Annotated in this window: 16 protein-coding genes; 14 read left to right on the plus strand and 2 right to left on the minus strand. The window is 57.2% G+C overall.

Annotated features, from left to right (window positions below; genetic code table 11):
* Positions 1-141: 141 nt before the first annotated feature.
* Positions 142-1,527, minus strand: coding sequence for an aminotransferase-like domain-containing protein (locus tag FEAC_RS01370; RefSeq protein WP_052565167.1), 1,386 nt, complete (start codon positions 1,525-1,527; stop codon positions 142-144).
* Between the two features lie 110 nt (positions 1,528-1,637).
* Between FEAC_RS01370 and FEAC_RS01375 the strand changes: the two genes are divergently transcribed.
* The 13 genes from FEAC_RS01375 to aroE all read left to right on the plus strand — a co-directional run bounded on the left by FEAC_RS01375 (position 1,638) and on the right by aroE (position 17,348).
* Entirely contained in the window at positions 1,638-2,924 is a 1,287-nt protein-coding gene (locus tag FEAC_RS01375) for an aspartate aminotransferase family protein (protein ID WP_035388331.1), read from the plus strand.
* Positions 2,921-4,414, plus strand: a complete 1,494-nt coding sequence (locus tag FEAC_RS01380; protein WP_035388332.1) for a CoA-acylating methylmalonate-semialdehyde dehydrogenase — start codon at positions 2,921-2,923, stop codon at positions 4,412-4,414. The genes FEAC_RS01375 and FEAC_RS01380 overlap by 4 nt, the downstream gene beginning before the upstream one ends.
* A 333-nt stretch (positions 4,415-4,747) precedes the next feature.
* Entirely contained in the window at positions 4,748-5,812 is a 1,065-nt protein-coding gene (queA, locus tag FEAC_RS01385) for a tRNA preQ1(34) S-adenosylmethionine ribosyltransferase-isomerase QueA (protein WP_052565170.1), read from the plus strand.
* Between the two features lie 11 nt (positions 5,813-5,823).
* The gene (gene tgt / locus FEAC_RS01390) at positions 5,824-6,933 is read left to right on the plus strand and encodes a tRNA guanosine(34) transglycosylase Tgt (protein ID WP_236684576.1); all 1,110 of its coding nucleotides are present in this window, start codon (positions 5,824-5,826) and stop codon (positions 6,931-6,933) included.
* Between the two features lie 59 nt (positions 6,934-6,992).
* Positions 6,993-8,495: a protein translocase subunit SecD gene (gene secD / locus FEAC_RS01395; protein ID WP_035388334.1), complete on the plus strand. Its 1,503-nt coding sequence runs from the start codon at positions 6,993-6,995 to the stop codon at positions 8,493-8,495.
* A gap of 6 nt (positions 8,496-8,501) precedes the next feature.
* Complete coding sequence (secF, locus tag FEAC_RS01400; RefSeq protein ID WP_052565172.1) at positions 8,502-9,599, plus strand: protein translocase subunit SecF; 1,098 nt, start codon at positions 8,502-8,504, stop codon at positions 9,597-9,599.
* Between the two features lie 11 nt (positions 9,600-9,610).
* A complete protein-coding gene (locus FEAC_RS01405; protein ID WP_236684577.1) occupies positions 9,611-11,809 on the plus strand; it encodes a RelA/SpoT family protein in 2,199 nt (732 codons plus the stop codon).
* 140 nt (positions 11,810-11,949) lie between these two features.
* Entirely contained in the window at positions 11,950-12,303 is a 354-nt protein-coding gene (locus tag FEAC_RS01410; RefSeq protein ID WP_035388335.1) for a hypothetical protein, read from the plus strand.
* A complete protein-coding gene (locus FEAC_RS01415; RefSeq protein ID WP_035388337.1) occupies positions 12,303-12,545 on the plus strand; it encodes a hypothetical protein in 243 nt (80 codons plus the stop codon). Before FEAC_RS01410 ends, FEAC_RS01415 begins: the two co-directional genes overlap by 1 nt.
* Entirely contained in the window at positions 12,532-15,099 is a 2,568-nt protein-coding gene (gene alaS, locus FEAC_RS01420) for an alanine--tRNA ligase (protein ID WP_035388338.1), read from the plus strand. Before FEAC_RS01415 ends, alaS begins: the two co-directional genes overlap by 14 nt.
* Positions 15,096-15,500, plus strand: coding sequence for a Holliday junction resolvase RuvX (gene ruvX / locus FEAC_RS01425; protein ID WP_035388339.1), 405 nt, complete (start codon positions 15,096-15,098; stop codon positions 15,498-15,500). Before alaS ends, ruvX begins: the two co-directional genes overlap by 4 nt.
* On the plus strand, positions 15,493-16,497 hold the full coding sequence (gene mltG / locus FEAC_RS01430) for an endolytic transglycosylase MltG (protein ID WP_035388340.1): 1,005 nt from the start codon (positions 15,493-15,495) through the stop codon (positions 16,495-16,497). Before ruvX ends, mltG begins: the two co-directional genes overlap by 8 nt.
* The gene (gene aroE / locus FEAC_RS01435) at positions 16,497-17,348 is read left to right on the plus strand and encodes a shikimate dehydrogenase (protein ID WP_052565174.1); all 852 of its coding nucleotides are present in this window, start codon (positions 16,497-16,499) and stop codon (positions 17,346-17,348) included. The genes mltG and aroE overlap by 1 nt, the downstream gene beginning before the upstream one ends.
* 592 nt (positions 17,349-17,940) lie before the next feature.
* Here aroE and FEAC_RS01440 read toward each other — a convergent pair.
* Positions 17,941-18,930, minus strand: a complete 990-nt coding sequence (locus tag FEAC_RS01440) for a hypothetical protein (protein ID WP_035388341.1) — start codon at positions 18,928-18,930, stop codon at positions 17,941-17,943.
* Positions 18,931-19,252: 322 nt separating this feature from the next.
* Between FEAC_RS01440 and FEAC_RS01445 the strand changes: the two genes are divergently transcribed.
* Positions 19,253-19,564 (plus strand): sigma factor, encoded by a 312-nt coding sequence (locus FEAC_RS01445; protein ID WP_160290304.1) that lies wholly within the window; start codon positions 19,253-19,255, stop codon positions 19,562-19,564.
* Positions 19,565-19,805 lie beyond the last annotated feature (241 nt).

Below are 19,805 nucleotides of genomic sequence, written 5' to 3' on the forward strand. Positions count from 1 at the left end.
CCGGCTCGTAGTGTCGCCTCCATGAAGTTGGAGTGCTTCGTCTGGCTGTAATCGCTGAGGGATGTGGTGATACGTCCATGGATGCGAAAGCTGATCTTGAGATGTCTCGTTTCGATAACCGGCCACCAGCAAGGTCAGAGGCTAGCGGTACGAACTCGTCCGTGGTGTCTTTGCGAGCGCCGATGCTACCTGATCGAGGGCGACTTTAAACTCTACTGTGGGTTCGCTAAGAGTAAAGCGGAACTGGTTGGAAGCTGTAGCTGGCGTGGCATAGAAACTTGCTCCGGGTGCAACTCGAATGTGGTGATGGGTGAGTTGGAGTAACGCAGATAACGAGTCTGGTGAGTCTACCCAAACGTTTATCCCTGAACCGGTTGGGGCGATTCGGAAGAGGTCTGCCACTGCCGCTCGACGTTGTGCATACGCATGCTGTGCCTCTAGGATAAGGTCGCTGGTGGCTGGGTTGTTGAGCATCTGATTCAGGGTAGCTTGCAGGAGCTTGGATGACCAGGATGGTCCAAGCGTGCGTCGACGGTTGAGCTCGTCGACAAGGTCGCGGTGGGCAAATAAAGCGGCGAGCCGAAGATCGGGCCCATGCGACTTGGAGAAGCTAAGTATGTAGGCGACCTGTGTGCCAAGAGTCTCGGCCATGGTCCAGAGAGATTCAGTGCACAGAAGACCTGAGTGGTCGTCCTCGACGACGAGCACCTCCGGGTATTGCCCCACGACGTTAGCGATCTCTCTAGCACGCGATTCCGAGAGTGAATAGCCGGTCGGGTTTTGTGATCTTGGTTGGAGGAGAACGACGCCAACACCACCTTTGGCGAGTTCGACTCGCAGCCCATCGGCACTCATCCCCTCGTGGTCAATCGCCACCGACCTTATCTCTAGTCCATGGCGTTCAACGAGGTCATAGAGCGCAGGGAAGTTAGGTTCTTCGAGGACGACGGCACGCTGGTGGGAAGGGATGGTGCCGAGGAGGCGATCGACGGCGTCAAGCGCTCCATCGACGATGGTGAGGTCGAAGTCAGAACCCCCAAGACGACTAGGTACAAGGGTGCCGAGGGTCTCGCCAAGAGGAGAGTAGACAGGTGGGTCGAGGTACGAGGAGATTGCTGAGCTAGGGAGATCGATGATGGTCGTGATTGGGTTTGGGAGTAGGCGTGGATCCGGCACACCGGAGGCGAAGTCAAGACTATAACTCTGCTGGTCCTCGTAGAAGTGCCATCGAGGGTTTGTTGGAACTGATCTAGTGAACTCTGTCACAAAGCTTCCCCTACGCCCATGCGAACTCAAGAGCCCAAGCTGTGCCAGGTGTGACCATGCTGATGCCACCGTCGTTGGAGAGACTCCCAGATATTCGGCAAGTTGACGTATGGATGGTAGCCGGTCACCTGAGCTCAACTGACCCTCCTTGGTCAACTGTACGAAGGCTTCGGTAAGGCCGCGCATGCCACTTCGATTGACGGTGTCAGCGATCATCTGACAGATTTCATCGGTGGTGTGGTAGGAGACTCTCTCATTCATCGAAGTTGAGTTTAGTCGAAGACTATTAATGTTTGGTACATTAAATCCCGTTTGGGTCATACAAAGTTGGCTAACATAGGGGAGTCAGACTCGAGTAAAGGAGAGACAGAATGCCAGATAGTCTTCTGCAGCGCCATCGCGCGGTGTTGCCAACATGGATTTCGTTATATTACGACGATCCGATTCAAATCGTTCGTGGCGATGGTAGATACGTTTTTGATGCTAACGGTCAGAGATATCTTGATTTCTTCGGTGGTATCTTGACGACCATGGTTGGTCACGCGATACCAGAGGTCGTGGATGCCATAGCTAATCAGGCGGGTCGCATTATTCACAGCTCCACGCTTTACTTGATAGAACCAATGATTGAACTCGCTGAACGACTAGCTGCCCGATCAGGTATACCCGATGCCAAGGTCTTCTTTACGACCTCAGGCACCGAGGCCAATGATGCCGCTTTGCTGTTAGCCTCGACCTATCGACGCTCGAATCAGGTGATCGCGATAAAGAACAGTTATCATGGACGATCCTTCACTCAGATCTCAGTAACAGGTAACCGCAACTGGTCACCTTCGTCGTACTCGCCTCTATCTGTGAGTTGGCTACAAGGAGGATCTCGACTTCGAGGGCCACTCGCAGGTCTTTCAGATGAAGAGTATGTCGCTCGTGGCAAGGCGGATCTAGAAGATGTGCTGATGACGACCACTAGCGGAGATGTCGCTGCGATTATTGCAGAGCCAATCCAGGGCGTTGGCGGTTTCTGTCTTCCACCCGATGGGTACTTCGGCCAGCTTCAGGAGATCCTGGCGCCACACGGCATTCTCTATATATCAGACGAGGTCCAGACCGGATTTGGACGCACTGGTGAGCATTTTTGGGGCTATGAGGCTCAAGGCGTGCAGCCGGATATGATCACCTTCGCCAAGGGTGTGGGCAACGGTATGGCACTCGCCGGTGTTATCGCTCGTGCCGAGATTATGGATTCGCTTGGCGCCAGCTCGATCTCTACCTTCGGCGGTTCGCCGGTCGCTGCGAGTGCGGGTGTCGCAACCTTTGACTATCTGATGAAGCACGATCTCCAACAGAATGCACTGTTGCGTGGCGCCGAACTCCGCCGTGCTCTCGAGGAGGCTGCGTCTCACAATTCTTCCATTGGTGAAGTACGTGGCAAGGGCTTAATGCTCGGAGTAGAGTTCGTCGAGGGGGCTGGCAAGGATCCGGCTCCGAAGTTGGCAAATGAGGCTCTGGAGCGTGCAAAGGCGCATGGACTCTTGATTGGCAAGGGTGGACTCTTCGGAAATGTTTTGCGTATCGCCCCACCGTTGTCGGTAACCCAGGAAGAGATGGTCGAGGCGATTGCGGTGTTCAAGGACGTATTAGGAGGGAGTCAATCATGACGCGTGAACTGGTTGGACACTATATTGGCGGTAAGGAAGTCTTCGAAGGCGAGGATCGCGGTCCTGTCTTTAATCCGGCCATCGGTCGCGAGGTGCGCGAGGTACTGTTCGCTGATGATGGCGTCGTTGACAGTGCAGTAGCGGCTGCGAAGGCAGCCCAGGCAGGATGGGGCGAGGAGTCGCTCGCACGTCGCCAACGGGTGATGTTTGACTACCGAAGTCTGTTGTTGGCGCATCGCGACGAGATTGTGGCGCTCATTAGCGAGGAGCATGGCAAGGTACTTGGTGACGCTGGTGGAGAGTTCGCTCGTGGTATCGAGGTAGTCGAATTCGTGACTGGTATACCGCAGCTGCTTAAAGGACAGTACAACGACTCGGTGTCACGTGGAGTCGATGCCATGTCGGTTCGCTATCCATTGGGAGTAGCAGCAGGCATCACACCTTTCAACTTTCCTGCGATGGTACCTATGTGGATGTACCCGGTAGCGCTTGCAACTGGCAATGGTTTTATTCTCAAACCATCCGAGAAGGACCCGTCCACCGCGTTACGACTAGCCGAGCTGTTTGTCGAGGCTGGTGGTCCACCCGGACTTTTCAATGTCGTCAACGGTGACCAACGTACGGTGGCGCGCATTTTGGAGCACCCAGATATCAAGGCGATCTCCTTTGTGGGATCGACGCCGATCGCGCGTTCGATTTATGAGCGCGCAGCGCAGGCAGGCAAGCGGGTTCAGGCCCTAGGTGGTGCCAAAAATCACATGGTTGTGCTCCCTGATGCAGATGTTGAGACGGTGTCAGAGGCCGCGGTGTCGGCGGCTTATGGAAGCGCAGGGGAACGCTGTATGGCGATCTCGGTGATGGTCTTGGTTGGCGACGGAGGGGATCAGCATCTCGAAGCTATAAGGGCTCGGATGCAGCAACTCACGGTAGGTTCGTACCTAGATCCTAAGTCTGAGATGGGACCGCTTATCACCAATGTACATCGTGATCGCGTAGCGCGACTGGTGGGTGAGGCGGAGTCGAAGGGTGCGAACATCCTTGTAGATGGTCGCGAGCATCCGATGGCCAAGGAGCCAGGTTTCTTCTTTGGTCCGACCCTGATAGATGGCGTACGTGTCGATATGGATGCCTATCAAGAGGAGATTTTTGGTCCGGTGCTGTTGGTTCTGCGCGCTCCTACACTCGATGCCGCTATCGCACTGGTGAACGAGAATCCCTACGCGAATGGCGCGGCTATCTTTACCAGCAATGGCGGGGCTGCCAGAACCTTTATTCGGCACATCGATGCAGGTATGGTGGGTGTGAATGTCCCGATTCCTGTACCTGTGGCGTACCACTCCTTCGGAGGGTCGAAGTCGTCACTCTTTGGCGATACCCATGTGCATGGTGAGGAGGGAATCCGGTTCTACACGCGAGCCAAGGCGGTCACGATGCGCTGGCCCGGTGAGGCTAAGATCGCTACCGGTATGCACTTTGTGACTAATTCGTAGTCGCCACCCATGAGCTAAAACCTCAGATCGGTCCGTGCTCAACCCTATGATTGGGCACGGGCTGATCGTCTGTCAAACTGTCTTTGGCGGCTTTTCTTTGGCCTATTCCTCGCTGCTATCTTGGATCTAAGTACAGAACTCCTCATTTAGGAGTGTCAGCAAAGCACAACGATGTACGTCGTCCCTAAGGTGATGGACGCCTTTGACCCAACGGGAGCGCAAGTCCCGTCCATGAGGACGGGGAGGATGTCACGTTGCTATGCATGAGTAAGCTGATACATGCACGCGTGTTAGTCGGCGTTGCTTTGATGAGCCAGGGCTAGGAGGATTTGTTTGGTCGCGCAGAGCGATGATTGGTCAGTGATCGATTCGTACGATTATGAGCTTCCCTCTGACCGAATTGCACGCGTTCCGGCAGAACCACGAAGCTCAGCCAAGCTCTTGGTCGGACTAGACGATCCACCGTCTGTGACCACGGTGGCTGATCTTGGTTCCTTGCTCAAGGAAGGCGACGTGGTGGTGGTCAATGATTCGAAGGTAGTTCCGGCGCGGTTTCACGTCCGTCGTGACACCGGTGGCCAGGTCGAGGTTCTGCTCCTTTCACCGCATGGGGCGATGTTTGAGGCGTTAGTGCGTCCAAACGCCCGGGTTCGTAATGGCGAGCTTCTCTATATCGACGGTCGTCCTGTGTTTCGCGTCTCCGGTATCGGCGAACAGAGTTCTGGGCTGCGCACTAGGTACGTCGAGGTTCTGGGAGATGCCGTATTTGCCCTAGGCGAGATTCCGTTGCCTCCATACCTAGAGGGTGTCACTGTCGACCCAGACCGTTATCAGACGATCTATGCCAATCGGCCAGGCTCGGTGGCAGCACCGACGGCCGGTCTTCATTTTGATGCTCGACTACTCGGTGACCTCGCTAGACGCGGTATCGAGGTGGTGAGAGTAGAGCTTGAAGTCGGGCTTGGAACCTTTGCACCCGTTAAAGAGAGGGAGCTTGCCAACCATGTCATGCACGCTGAGCGTTATCGGGTCAGCGAAGATGCCTTTGAGCGAATCTCTTCTGCTCGAAGGGTGGTTGCGATTGGGACAACTGTGGTGCGTACTCTCGAGACCATCAGTCATGGGGGAGCACTTACCGGATCCTCTGAACTGTTTATAGTTCCGGGTTTCGATTTCCGCTGCGTAGATCTACTGCTCACCAATTTTCACGTACCAAAGTCCACGTTGTTGGCGTTGGTGGCAGCGGCGATTGGTTCGCGCTGGCGCGTACTCTACGAGTATGCTCTTGCGAATGATTTCCGCCTCCTCTCACTTGGCGATGCGATGTTAATCCCCACTGGACGTGTGGATGACCCCTCTCTTGCGCGTTTTCCTAGCCACTCCCGAGGAGACCATTGACGCGCCTATGTGTGACTGACAATGCGGGTAGTGCCCGACGGGGTAGCTTGAAACTGCGGTCAGCCAGTGTTGACACACCTTTTTTTATGCCAGTGGCCACGCGCGGTATCGTCCGCTACGTTCCCACCGAGCTCATTGCCGACCTCGGATACCAGGTGTTACTGTCCAACACCTATCATCTCATGTTGCGCCCGGGAGTCGAGGTTATTCAGCAGATGGGCGGCCTCAACGCCTTTACTGGGTTCCAAGGTTCGTCGTTGACCGACTCAGGCGGATTTCAAATTATGTCACTCGAGGCCTCGATCACAACAGAAGGTGCCAGATTTCGCAACGTCTACGATGGCTCCTGGGTGACTCTAACGCCAGAGCAAGCAATGGTAAATCAGCAGCGCATCGGTGCTGATATCGCTATGGCGTTGGACGTATGTACACAGCTTCCGAGTAGCAGGGATCAACTGGAGGCAAATCTACGCCTGACCAGCGAGTGGGCCGAGCGTTCAAGGCTGGCGCATACCGATTCCACCCAGGCGTTATTTGGCATCATTCAGGGAGGTATCGATCTCGAACTGCGTAGACAGAGCACGGAGGCGATCACCGCCCTCGACTTCGATGGCTACGCAGTTGGTGGTCTGGCAGTGGGCGAGTCGCATGAGAGCACCCTTGAGGCGGTGCGAACTGTGGTAGATGGCCTCCCGGCGGATAAGCCTCGTTACCTAATGGGTGTCGGCGACCCATACCTGCTCGCTCATGCAACCGCGTTGGGGATCGACATGTTTGATTGTGTTTCGCCTACCCGTATAGCACGGCACGGTACCGCGCTCACCGACCAGGGTCCAGTGCGTGTAAAAGGATTGCCCAATCGTGGACTGGATGAACCATTGGAGTCGGGGTGTGGTTGTCGTGTCTGTCAGCGGGTATCTAGGGGTCTGCTTCACCACCTATCCCATGTTGACACCGAGAGTGCCGGCGCTTTGCTATCGCTGCATAACCTTGCATTCCAGTTCCGGCTCATCTCCCGGCTAAGGCAAGCAATAGTGGAGAACACTGTTGAAGAAGTGCTAGCTGATGTCGATAGCGTGTGGAGTCGACCAGCCATAAGAACTGGCGTTAGCTCCGACTAACTTTATAGGGCCAGAGGTGGCTAGGATCATGTGTTTGGTTTCGATAATAAAGGTGGAGAATGCGTAAAGGGCGTTGGATCCGTTCGGTCCTGATTAGCACGGTGGTGGCGCTCGCTGCTTTTGCCGTGGTGATCTCCCTCCATTACGCCCCTGTTCTTGGACTTGACCTCCAGGGTGGGGCTTCGGTAGTGTACAAGCCGGCGCACAAGGTGTCTACGGCGACGCTGAACGAGACGATATCGATCATCCAGAATCGAGTTAACGCGCTTGGGGTGGGCCAGCCATCGATCGGGCAGCAGGGAAGTGATATCGTCGTAGATCTCCCTGGAGTCAAGGATCCTAAAACTGCTCTTAGCTACATCGGCCAGACCGCGATTCTGCAGTTTCGCCCTGTACTCTGCCAAGCGCCTCTATATACGAAGCCACCAGCCAGCTTGCATCTAAAGAAGTCTCAGTTGACGCCGACCTGCCCAACGTCGACGACAAATACCGCTTCGACGCTCCAGTATGTGCCCTCGACTAATCCACTTAAGGCCACCTCAGCGTCCACCGCGCTGCTGCCGGAGTATAAGGGCAACAACTCCAAGACCGTTATTGGTCGATATGTGGTTGGCCCAACGCTCTTGACTGGGAACGCAATTAAGAGCGTTTATGCGGCTCCAGTCACTCAGAGTGCATCGAATCAGTGGGCAATTAACTTTACGCTCACCGCTAAGGGTGCCCCTGTGTTCAACCAGATCGCCAAGACCTACTACCATCAGCTACTGGCGGTAGTCCTTGACGGCACGGTGCAATCTGCACCACAGATCAACGCCACTAACTTCAACGGCCAGGGCCAGATTACCGGCAACTACACGCAGGCATCCGCTACAGATCTGGCGACCATCTTGCACTATGGTGCTCTTCCGGTACAGCTTGTTCAACAGACTGTACAGACAATCTCACCAACTCTGGGTGCTGCATCTCTCCGCGCTGGTCTCATCGCCGGCATCGCCGGCCTTATCGTAGTCATGATTTATACCATCTTGTACTACCGCTTGCTCGGCTTGGTCGTCGTTGGGGGTCTCGTGACCACCTTTGCGGCACTGTGGGCGATCATCGCTTATCTTGGGCATAGTGCTCAGCTAACCCTGAACCTCTCGGGGGTTACCGGCATCATCGTCTCGATTGGTGTTATCGTCGACTCCTACATCGTGTTTTTTGAACGTCTTAAGGATGAGGCTCGTAATGGAAGGAGTTTGCGGGCATCGGTAGACACCGGCTTCACTAAGGCCTTTCGCACGATCATCGCCGCCGACCTGGTCTCTTTCATTGGCGCAGCGTTGTTGTACTACTTTAGCATCGGTGATGTGCGTGGTTTTGCCTTCTTCCTAGGTCTATCTACGATCTTGGACGTCGCCTCAGCATGGTTCTTTACCCGGCCACTCGTCTTGTGGATTGGGAACTCACTCTCGCCCCGTCACTATCGTTGGCTCGGAGTCCCGGTCGTACAGGTTACGCAAAAGTCGACAGTGGGTAGTGGAGTGATTAAGCCGAGCCGCGTAGCGGCAAAAGGAGTGTGAGCGTAGATGGCCACCGTAGAGCCTCCTCAGGCAACGGAGACCGCAGTCGGCGAAGAGGCCGATGGTTTTCGAACCAAGACGATCGATGCCAGCGAGGCTTCCTGGTGGCGTCGCTTGGGAGCTGGCGCCACCCACTATCCCTTTGTGCATCGGTCGCGGTACTACTTCGTCATCTCCTTCCTAGTGATCGTCGCAGGTGCGGCTGCGCTCTCGGCTCGAGGGCTCAACTTTGGGATTAGCTTCAAAGGCGGGGTGAGCTGGGACGTGCCTTCGGCGACCTTGACTGTGGCACAGGCAAGTAAGATCGTTGCCCATGCTGGTGTAACCCAGGCGACGGTGGTGACGCTCGGTTCACACTCTGCTCGGACGGTTGAGATCCAGGCAGGGCTCACAAAACTCTCTGGCGCTGCGAGGACCGCCAAAGAGAACCAGGTCGCATCGTTGTTGGCGGCCAAGGCGCATCTACCCTCTTCGGCGGTGGCGATTCAGTTCGTGGGCCCAACCTGGGGAGGACAGATTACATCTTCCGCGGTCAAGGCGCTTATCGCCTTTTTTGTTGGGATTATCCTGTACATCTCGATTCGCTTCGAATGGAAGATGGCGGCTGCGGCGTTTATCGCAGTGATTCACGATCTTCTGGTCACTGTTGGCATCTATGCCCTAAGCGGGTTTCAGGTGACTCCATCCACGGTGATTGCCGTGCTCACTATCCTTGGTTACTCACTCTATGATACGATCGTGGTCTTCGATCGGATCAAGGAAAACGTTGGCGGTCTCGTCGATCCTGGAAAGATGAACTACTCCGATGCGGTGGATCTGTCGGAGAATCAAACGTTGGCGCGATCGTTGAACACCTCACTGGTAGCGGTGATCCCGATCCTGTCGGTGCTCATCTTGGGGGCCTATGTTCTGGGCGCTACTACCTTAAAAAACTTCGGTCTCGCCCTGGTTGTTGGACTTACTAGTGGGGCGTACTCCTCGTTGTTCATTGCGGCGCCGTTGCTGGCACGCTTCAAAGAACACGAACGTAGGTATCGCCAAATCAGAGCTCGCCTTGAGCGCAGAAACGCTCCTGTCGAGGCTGAGGGACTTCCGGCGTCGTAGGGATCGTGGGGATGGATCGCGATCTGCAATCGCTCTTGGATGCGATGGCACTTGACCCGTCGAGTGAGGCGAGCGCGACCATCGAGAGGGCGCTGGAGTTTGCGCGGTTGGCGCATGATCAGCAGCGGCGGCGATCGGGTGAACCATATGTCACCCATCCAATCGGTGTAGCCTTGATCACCGCATCGCTAGGCGGCGACTTGATTGCAGTGGTGGCTGCGCTTCTCCACGATACCGTCGAGGACACCCCGGTGACGTTAACGCAGATCGGCGAGGAGTTCTCTACGACGGTCGCCGAGGTGGTGGATGGCCTCACCAAGCTCGATCGGATCAGCTTTGATTCTCGCGAGGCTCAACAGGCTGCGACCATGCGCAAGATGTTGATTGCGATGGCCAAGGATGCGCGGGTGTTGGTGATCAAATTGGCCGACCGGCTCCACAACATGCGTACGATCGCAGCGCTGCCGGTAGAGAAGCAGCGCCGTATCGCCCAGGAGACGATGGACATCTATGCCCCTCTCGCGAATCGCCTGGGGATCGAGGAGATGAAGTGGCAACTTGAGGACCTCGCCTTTGCCACCTTGCACCCAAGACGCTATGCCGAGATCGATCACATGATTGCCACCAGAGCACCGGAGCGTGAGCTCTATCTTGCTGAGGTGACTGAGGAGTTACGTAAGCGGCTTGCATTGGTTGGAATCGACGCAGAGGTGAATGGGCGTCCCAAGCACCTCTGGTCGATCTATGAGAAGATGATCATCAAGGACAAGGACTTCGACTCGATCTATGACATCATCGGTGTCCGCATCGTCACCGAGAGCGACCGCGACTGTTGGGCAGCGCTTGGGGTAGTGCATTCGCTCTGGGCGCCTATTCCGGGTCGGTTTAAGGACTATATCAACGCCCCAAAGTTCAATCTCTATCAGTCGCTCCACACCACCGTCCTCCTCGATAAAGGAAACCCGCTGGAGGTGCAGGTGCGCACGCGAGAGATGCATCGACGCGCAGAGTTCGGCATCGCTGCCCACTGGGGTTACAAAGAGGGTTCGAGCTCTACTAACGCCGCTTGGGTAGATCGGCTCATGGAGCTCCAGGAGGAGTTGCCAGACCCTCTAGAGTTCCTCGAACATCTGAAGTCGGATCTCGAGATGGACGAGGTCTACGTCTTCACGCCAAAGGGCAAGGTGGTTACGTTACCGGTGGGTGCCACCCCACTCGACTTCGCCTACTCTATCCACACTGAGGTTGGACACCGCTGTATCGGCGCCAAGGTCAATGGACGTCTTGTCCCACTTGAGTCCACACTGCGCTCTGGCGACACCGTCGAGATCGTCAGCTCTCGTTCGAGTTCTGCGGCACCATCCCGGGATTGGCTGTCGATCGTCGTAACGCCGAGGGCTAAGGCGAAGATTAGGCAGTGGTTTTCGCGTGAACGCCGGGAGGAGTCGATTGAGATTGGCCGGGACGAACTGACGAAGGCGTTTCGTCGCGAGAACTTGGCGGTCAACGCCCATCTCTCTCAGGCCGGTCTCGCTAAGTTAGCGAAGGTAAATGGTCTACACGATGGTGAGGGACTGCTGGTTGCGGTGGGCGAGGGACACGTCTCTGCTCGTGCGGTGGCTCAGCGGGTGCAGCGCAACGAGCTCGAAACCGAGGGGTATGCACCCACTGTGTCTCATCAGCGCCCTCGCAGGATGTCTAAGGGCCCGATGGTATACGTCGAGGGGATGGAGGATGTCCTCGTTCGCATCTCGCGCTGTTGCAATCCAATCCCAGGTGATGAGATCGTAGGCTTTATTACCCAAGGTCGTGGCGTGGGCATACACCGAGCCGATTGCCCCAACGTCCTCGATCTGCTCAAGCGTGCAGGTGAGCGACGGGTTGAGGTTGAGTGGGCTCACGAGGGTGGTGCCACCTACCAGATGGCGATCGAGGTGTTGGCCTTGGATCGCGCGCGTCTGCTCGCTGATGTCTCAAAGGTGCTTAGCGAGCATCACGTCAATATCACGATGAGTTCAACGCGGACGGGGGGCGATCATGTCTCTCGGATGCGTTTTGAGTTCGAACTCGTCGATCCAGGACATCTCTCCTCAGTACTCGGAGCCATCCGGCAGCTTGACGGAGTGTTCAATGCCTATCGCATGTTGCCTGGTGGATCGCGCCGAGCTCCTGGCGGTGAGCAGGCCGAAGCTGGAGCCCCTGCCCCCTAGGGCGCGAGTGGTGATTGTGGAGGAGTAGGGGGTTCTGGTTAGGTTGAGTCGGCTACCCTAGATTGATCGAGCCCGGGCGTGTTCCTTTGGCGTGTTGAGGTCGGTAGACTGGGCGCAAACCTTGCCCTGGAGGTCGCGCGTTGGTTTCTTTGATTGCTTCGATCGCCTCAATTGTGCTGCTTGTGATCTGTCTCATTCTCATCGCGCAGGTGAGGACGCTGAAGTCGCAGATGGATGCGTTTGCAAGCGAGTGGCGTCAAGAGATGATTGATCTGATCAAGTATGCCACTACTCTCGCTCATGATGCTACCACGACGGCGAGTGAGACCAAGGAGCTGCTCGAGGAGCGGGCAAGTGATGTACAGGCGATAGATCGAATGACGAAGACGGTGGTGAACACCATTGGATATCCATTTGTCTCGGCAGGACGACTTCGACTCGCTGTCCACCGCGGCCGTAAGGTTTTTAAGGATCGAAGGGAGGGGCTGAGTTGATGCGGCGTAGTCGCTGGTTCATATTGGGGGTTGGTGTAGGCGCGTTTGGTGCCAAACGAGTGGCCATGCTGGCCACACCGGTGCTACGGCGTCCGTTAGAACAGTCGGCTGAGCGCGCTCTACGGCGCATGCGAGCCGATGTTCGGGTGGCGGTGCGTGAAGGCGTTGCAGCCTACCGTGGTGACCAACGTCAAGGTCGGATCCTGGAGGGAGAGGTAAGGGAGTTTCATGGATTCAAATGAACTCAGGCGAGCATTTGGGGAGTTCTTCGTCGAGCGTGGCCACACTCAGGTGCCATCCGCGAGCTTGATTCCCTTTGATCGAACGGTGCTATTTACGGTCGCTGGAATGGTGCCCTTCAAACGCTACTTCCTCGGAGAGGAGCCAGCACCCTATCAGAGAGCGACAAGCATCCAAAAGTGCATGCGTGCAGGGGGCAAGCATAACGACCTCGATCAGATCGGCCAGACACTCAGGCATCTGACCTTCTTTGAGATGCTCGGAAACTTCTCCTTTGGTGATTACTTCAAGGAGCAAGCGATTCCGTATGCATGGGAGCTTGTCACCTCCGTTCTAGGGCTTGAGCCCGATAGGCTTTGGGTAACGGTGCACACCAGTGATGACGAGGCAGCCGAGATCTGGCGCGATAGCGTGGGGGTTGACCCGGGCCGGATTCAACGACTCGAAGAGGACAACTGGTGGCAGATGGGGGATACAGGTCCTTGTGGACCATGTTCTGAGATCTACTACGACAAGGGTGTAGAGTATGGTGCCGACGGTGGGCCGGCGTTCGGCTCTGACGAGCGTTTTCTCGAGATCTGGAACCTTGTGTTCATGCAGTTCGACCAACAATCCGAGGGCGACCTTATCCCATTACCGAAGCCTTGTATCGATACTGGTGCCGGCCTAGAGCGAATCGTTCCCATCCTTCAGGGGAGACCATCAGTTTTCGAGACCGATCTTGTCTACCCGATCCTGCAGGAGGCTGAGTCACTCACTGGCAGGTCTTACGGCGTCGATCACCGTGATGACGTAGGACTGAGGATCATTGCTGATCATTCGCGTGCGATGACCTTCCTGCTTGCTGATGGCGTCGTCCCCACCAACGAGGGTAGGGGCTATGTGTTGCGACGAATCATCCGCCGTCTTGTGTTGCGTGCGCAGCTTCTAGGAGCGCGCCAACAAGTAGTGGAACGTCTCGTGACCGGGGTGATCGATACGATGGGAGATGCCTACCCCGAGTTGCGAGACCGACGGGAGCGTATCCTTGAGCTCGCCACTCGTGAGGAGGGGCGATTTGAACAGACGTTGGCCATCGGTGCTCCGATCTTGAATGCGGCCATCGAGAGCGGTGAGGTACGCGGTGGGGTTGCGTTCCGACTCCACGACACATTTGGCGTGCCGATCGAGTTGACGACTGAGATCGCCCAAGATCGTGGGGTACCGGTGGATCTCGAGGGTTTCCAGCGCGAGATGACAGAACAGCGTAGTCGATCTCGCCAAGCCGGTCTTGGAGATGATGAGGTGAGTGAACAGCCTACGGGTGCGCTCTGGGTGCTGGAATCCTTCGGTAAGACAGAGTTTCTTGGCTATGAGGCCGAGGTGACGGTCGGCGAGATCCAGTTCGTTGGACAAGAGGGAGAGCGAGTGGCCGTCTATGTTGATAGGACTCCTTTCTATCCCGAGGGTGGCGGACAGGTCGGCGATACCGGTTGGATCAACGCTGCCGGATTCCGTGCTAAGGTCATCGATACCGATCAACCGGTGCAAGGTGTCATTCGACATTGGGTTGAGGTGATCGAAGGTGAGCTAGCTGTAGGCGACTCTGTCGAACTTGTGGTCGATGCTGGCAGACGAGCGAGAGTTCGAGCGAATCATACCGCGACCCATCTGCTCCAGTGGGCATTGCGTGAGGTGCTTGGTGACCATGTTGCCCAGCAGGGATCACTGGTAGCACCCGATCGGTTGCGTTTTGACTTCACCCATTGGTCGGCACTCTCCGCCGATGAGATCCAACAGGTGGAGCGTCTTATCATGGGCGAGGTTGTTAGCGCAAGCGGCGTTGTGACTCAGGTTAAGGACAAGGAGACCGCGGTCCGCGAGGGAGCGATCGCCTTCTTTGGCGACCAGTACCAAGACGTCGTTCGTGTGGTCCACGCTGGTGATCATTCGGTCGAACTCTGTGGTGGTACTCACGTCGGGTCGCTTGGCGAGATTGGTCTATTCAAGGTAATCTCCGAGGGTTCTATTGGAGCCAATACGCGACGGATCGAGGCGGTGACTCAGCTAGCGGCACTCGATGTTGTCCATGGGCTCGAACGCCAACTCGATGCCCTTGAGAGGGTACTTCCTGGTGGGCGTGAGGCGTTGACTGAGCGCGTGGAGGCCCTGGTTGCAAAGAATAAGACCCTGGATGCCGAGCTTGGCAATCTCCGACAGGAGAAACTGCGATCGATCTCCCGCGAGCTTGCGGCGAAGCGAAACTCCTCCTGGATCATTGAGCGTGTCGATGGTCTGAACGGGCAAGAACTCCGTTTTGTAGCCCTCGAACTTCGACGACTAGAAGGTGTAGAGGTTGTCGTCTTGGCGAGCGTCGTCGATCATAAAGTTGCGCTTGTAGCCACGGCGATCGATCCGGAGTTGCACCCGGCCAATGAGGTTCTAGAGCCTGTTGCGAGTGCGGTTGGTGGTCGGGTTGGCCCGCAACGGGAGCTTGCGCTCTCCGGTGGCCGCGAGGTGGCTAAGTTGGATCAGGCGTTGGCGGAGCTCCGTGCTGGATCCGAATCGGCGAAATGAGGGCTGCGGGGTTTGATCCTGGTGAGCGTCGGATTGGTATGGCAATCAGCGTTGGCGAGGCGAGTTTCCCGCTTGAGGTGATTCAGAGGGTGGAGGGTTGGCTCGACCGGGTTCGTCAGCTCCTCGAGGAGTATGGGGTTGACGTGTTGGTGGTGGGAGTCCCGCTGTCACTTGATGGTGGCGAGACCGAGAGTACGCGTATGGCACGACGTTTTATCGCTGAGCTCAGTAGGATCGTCGACCTGCCGGTCGTAGAGGTGGATGAGCGATTTTCAAGCCGAAGTGTCGAGCGTGCCTTAACCGAGGCGGGAGTGTCGATGCGCGACCAACGTGGTCGTGTCGATGATCTGGCTGCTGCTGATATATTGCAGCGATACCTTGACGGGCTAGGTAATGCGTAGACTTCGTTGGGTATTGGCCGCGTTGGCCGGTCTTGTTGTGCTGATCGTAGTTGTTGGTGGCGTTGCATTCTATGTGGAGTCGCAGCCGAGTCCACATGGGCAGCCAGTGGCGGTTATCGTTACCCCAGGGGAGTCAGTGAGCTCGATCTTTGATCGACTCGCTCAGGCAAAGGTGGTACGTTCCCCGTTCCTGTTTAAGGCGTACTCAGCGATTAAGGGTGTCGGAGTCATCGATGCTGGTGTCTATTTTCTGCGCACGAACGAGGGCTATGCTCGCACCCTTGGACGTTTAACGGCGGGACCATCCTCGCTGAAGCTCACAGTATTGCCGGGTATGACGGTGTCGACAATCGCCTCGGAGCTCAAGTCAATACCAGGTAATAGCCTATCTGGATCGGCATTTCTGCGAGCAAGCACCAACCTTGCGGTGTTTCATTCCCCCTTTCTAGCTCATGCAACGAGTCTGCAAGGATTGCTCTATCCCGATACTTACTTTGTCGATCCACTTGGGACGGCAAAGGAACTTATTCAGCAGATGTTGAATAGATCTGCCCAGGTGTTCGAGGCGGATGGGCTGTCGCCCGCGGGACACTATCACTCCTTGAGCGCGGCACAGGTGATCGTGGCAGCCTCCATAGCCGAAAAGGAGGCCAACTCTGCGACCGGATATGCCAAGGTTGCACGCGTGATCCTAAACCGGCTCGCCGCAGGCATGCCACTTCAGATGGACTCCACAGTTCGTTTTGCGACCGCCAACTACTCGAACCCAATCACCGGCGCACAACTAAAGGACCCGTCTGCGTACAATACCTACTCCCACACCGGGCTCCCTCCAGGACCTATCGGAGCTGTCGATTCGGCTGGCCTTATGGGTGTTTTACATCCGCAACGAGGATCGTGGCTTTACTTCGTTGCTCTTCGTGGGCATCGGCACCTCTCGTTCTTCGATACCTTCGGACAGCAGCAAGCTGCGATCTCACGGTACGGTGTGCGGTGATGTCCGGCGAACATACGAAACCTGCTATTCCTTTAGCCTGTGTGCTTGGTGATCCAATTGCCCATAGCCTGTCCCCCCTTCTTCACGAGACTGGGTTGGCACACTCTGGATTGCAAGGTCGTTACCTGGCTTTCCAGACTGGGACTACTGGCTTAGCTGATACGTTACGATCGCTTGTCACGCTTGGATTTCGAGGCTGCAACCTGACTGCACCACTCAAGGTGGTGGCCCGGAGTATGTTGCAGGTCGAGGATCCGGAGGTGCGACGGATCGGCGCTGTAAATACCATTGTCTTCTCTGAAGGTTCGCTAATTGGTTACAATACCGATGCCCGCGGGCTTTTGGAGGCGTTGCGAACGGTGGTGGGTTTCGAGCCTCATGGCAAACGAATCCTGATTCTGGGGTCTGGTGGCGCTGCACGTGCAGCCGCATCAGCTATGACAGATGCAGGGGCCGCAGAGGTCTATGTCAACGGTAGGAGTAGAGATCGGGCTCTGGAGTTAGCCAATGGCTTCGATGGCGCGATCCAGATGTGCGAGAAGACCGATGGGTTGTCGGTTGACTTGATCATAAACGCAACTACGGTTGGTATGAAGGGCGGCGGTGCGGAGAGCGAGACGCCGATCGAGTTGACGAGGCTTGGGGCTTGCGATGTCGTCTATGACATGGTCTATCGACCAACTCTGACGCCGTTGCTTCAGTCAGCTCAACGGTTGGGAGTCTCTGGTTTTGGGGGCCGCTCTATGCTCGCAGCTCAGGCTAGGTTTGCCTTTGAGCATTTCTTCAACGCCCTTCCGAGCTTAGATGTGTTTTTGGAAGCATTGGATCAAGATGATGCGGGCATCGCCTGAGGCACGAGAAGCGTGGTCGTCGTCAACTAGCTAGATTCGAGAGCTGGCCGACACCCGCGTGCTTCTCCCGCCGATTCGTAGGGAATACTCGTTGCCCTCTCTTGCCCGTTCACGGGTTGTGCGGCCTAGAGTTCTCCAAATGACGGCTTCAATCTGGCCACAATCACCTCAGAACGCTCAACGGCTTGCCGATCCCTGGTTGATCTTGGTACCGGATTACCGTTTATAGCCGAACATCTGCTATCCCGTTGGCATCTGGCATCTGGCATCGTAGTCGATCTGGATGTCGATGGTCCGACCGGGCTGGACCCCGTGGTGCTTCCGACAGACGGGTCACAGACCGCAGCGCCGCCGTGCTAGCGCGGGCTGTGCGCGGTGACCTCGTAGATGCCGGCGGAATGATTGAGGCTGAAGGCGCCGTCTACTGCGGTGTTCACCTTGGACGAGCGTACGCCGAGAACGGCGGATGGTGACCGTTGCAGGCCCGACATGTCGGGAGCCGGACGTTGGACAACCGACGATCTCAACGACGACGCCAAGGATGCCAGCCAACACCGGCGCTGCGTCTTGGAGCGCCACGTGCCCCGGAACCCTAGGGGCCTCCGGCTATGCGACCCGTCTGGAGGACGCTAACCGGGCCGGTCGGGCCGTGACCAAGGGTTGTATGTGACGGGACGGCGGGGGCACCAGGTGGAACTGGGGATGGAAATAGCCTGATGCTGGTCGTGTGCGTGGTGGTCGGGCAGCTGGCGTGGTCAAAGGGCTCGGTGGCTTCCACAGTGAGGATGTACTTGCCCACACCCATGTTGCCGCTGCTTGCGGTTGAGAACAGCGTGGCACAGCTCGGCGCCTGGTAGCTGACGCGAACCGACCCGTTGTGTAGCGGTGTTGTCTGCTGCCACGGCATCGACAGCACTTCCCGGGCTGCTGTGACGGTTGGTCCGGTTTGCGGGCCGCCACACGATGGGGTCCCCCGACTGGTGTAGACGATCGCACCGTCACCGCCTTGGCCGTAGATTACCACCGCAGTAAAGATCTGGTGGTAGGAGGCCCTGCTCGTAGAGGAACCTGCTGGTGGGACGGCCGCGGCGGGGCAGCTTGTGGTCTCACCCCAGGTGATCCCCACCCAGGCGCCGCGGCGATCAAGAGGCGACGTCCCACCCGGAAGCGTCGATCCGCTGAGAGTCACGAGCCCGTAGCCGAGGATCGCCTGCGCGTGGGACCCTTGGACCGCGGAGGTCGCCGCGAACGCCGTTGCCGCCTGGGCCCAGGTGAGCCCGAGATGTTCCGAGGTGGCCGAAGTGGTCGGGGGTGAGACTTGCAGTCCGCTCATCGCCACTATCTTGGTGTAGCGGCCACCAGCCACCGCACTCGCTGACGGGGATGACGCCGAGACCGCCGGGCTGGTGACATAGGCGACCCCGGCGCCAGCTGGCCCACATGCGGCCAAGCCCAGCGCGGCTGCGCCGAGCGCTACTCCGGCGACCAGGGCTCTCGAGGGCCCGCTCGTCCCCGGAACGTGGGTGACGGCAGGACTAGTGTCGCTCGGGTCAGGGGCTGGGATCCTGATCGACTTCGACATACGGAAGATCATAGTAATTTTAGACGCACCAAGCACCGCGGAGGTTCCCTCACCTCTTCAGCTGCGTCACCCCTGTCGGTGGTGGATGACGTGACCACCTCTGCGGCGCCTCGCCAGTGCTCCAATCGCTCTGTGGACGAGCACCTCTGGCGTGGAACCTATCGATGTGCTTGTTTGTCAATGCTCTCGTGGATGGCAACAGAGATGAGACGCGACGAGGAGACAGGCCAGTTCCCGTGTAGACGAGCTTCACCGGTGTCCCGAGTTGGCATTCGCACCGGCTCGCTCGATGCCGAAATGTTCTGCTGCCTATACTGGTGACGTGGCCGGCAGCGATGCGCTCGAAGGTCTGGTGCGCTTTTATCACCGGCGCTTGGTGGCCCCCGCCTACGCGCTGTGCGAGAACCGTTCCGACGCTGAAGACATCGTGGCGGATGCCTATGTCCGAACCTGGCCTCGTCTCGTCCGAGGCCAGGTCTACGATCCGGCTGCGTACCTGCGGCGCGCCGTGGTCAACGACACTGCCAGCTGGCGACGGCACCGCTTCGTAGTGCGCCGCGAAGAACTGCGCCGTCGGGTCAACCCTGCACCTGATATCGCAGAAGACCAGGTGGCAGGCCAAGACGAGCTGTGAAACGCGTTGCAGACGTCACCGCTCGGCCAGCAGCAGGTGGTCGTCCTCGGATTCATCGAGGACCTCTCCGTGGCTGACACTGCAGGGCTGCTCGATATCCCCACGGGAAGCTTGAAGTCCCGCACCGCCTGGGCGCTCGTCACCCTCCGCCAAGTGGTATGCGAGGAAGAAGATGTCTGAGATCGACCCTGACTTCGAATGAAGGTGGGGAATTCAGTCGGGTGTGGCCACGTACCAGGGA

Source organism: Ferrimicrobium acidiphilum DSM 19497 (assembly GCF_000949255.1).
GTDB lineage: Bacteria > Actinomycetota > Acidimicrobiia > Acidimicrobiales > Acidimicrobiaceae > Ferrimicrobium > Ferrimicrobium acidiphilum.

Coding starts and splice junctions, on each gene's coding strand:
- secD (WP_035388334.1), top strand. CDS start 6,993: ATGCGTAAAGGGCGTTGGATCCGTTCGGTCCTGATTAGCACGGTGGTG.
- secF (WP_052565172.1), top strand. CDS start 8,502: ATGGCCACCGTAGAGCCTCCTCAGGCAACGGAGACCGCAGTCGGCGAA.
- FEAC_RS01440 (WP_035388341.1), bottom strand. CDS start 18,930: ATGTCGAAGTCGATCAGGATCCCAGCCCCTGACCCGAGCGACACTAGT.
- FEAC_RS01405 (WP_236684577.1), top strand. CDS start 9,611: ATGGATCGCGATCTGCAATCGCTCTTGGATGCGATGGCACTTGACCCG.
- FEAC_RS01415 (WP_035388337.1), top strand. CDS start 12,303: ATGCGGCGTAGTCGCTGGTTCATATTGGGGGTTGGTGTAGGCGCGTTT.
- alaS (WP_035388338.1), top strand. CDS start 12,532: ATGGATTCAAATGAACTCAGGCGAGCATTTGGGGAGTTCTTCGTCGAG.
- FEAC_RS01375 (WP_035388331.1), top strand. CDS start 1,638: ATGCCAGATAGTCTTCTGCAGCGCCATCGCGCGGTGTTGCCAACATGG.
- aroE (WP_052565174.1), top strand. CDS start 16,497: ATGTCCGGCGAACATACGAAACCTGCTATTCCTTTAGCCTGTGTGCTT.
- mltG (WP_035388340.1), top strand. CDS start 15,493: ATGCGTAGACTTCGTTGGGTATTGGCCGCGTTGGCCGGTCTTGTTGTG.
- ruvX (WP_035388339.1), top strand. CDS start 15,096: ATGAGGGCTGCGGGGTTTGATCCTGGTGAGCGTCGGATTGGTATGGCA.
- FEAC_RS01370 (WP_052565167.1), bottom strand. CDS start 1,527: ATGAATGAGAGAGTCTCCTACCACACCACCGATGAAATCTGTCAGATG.
- FEAC_RS01380 (WP_035388332.1), top strand. CDS start 2,921: ATGACGCGTGAACTGGTTGGACACTATATTGGCGGTAAGGAAGTCTTC.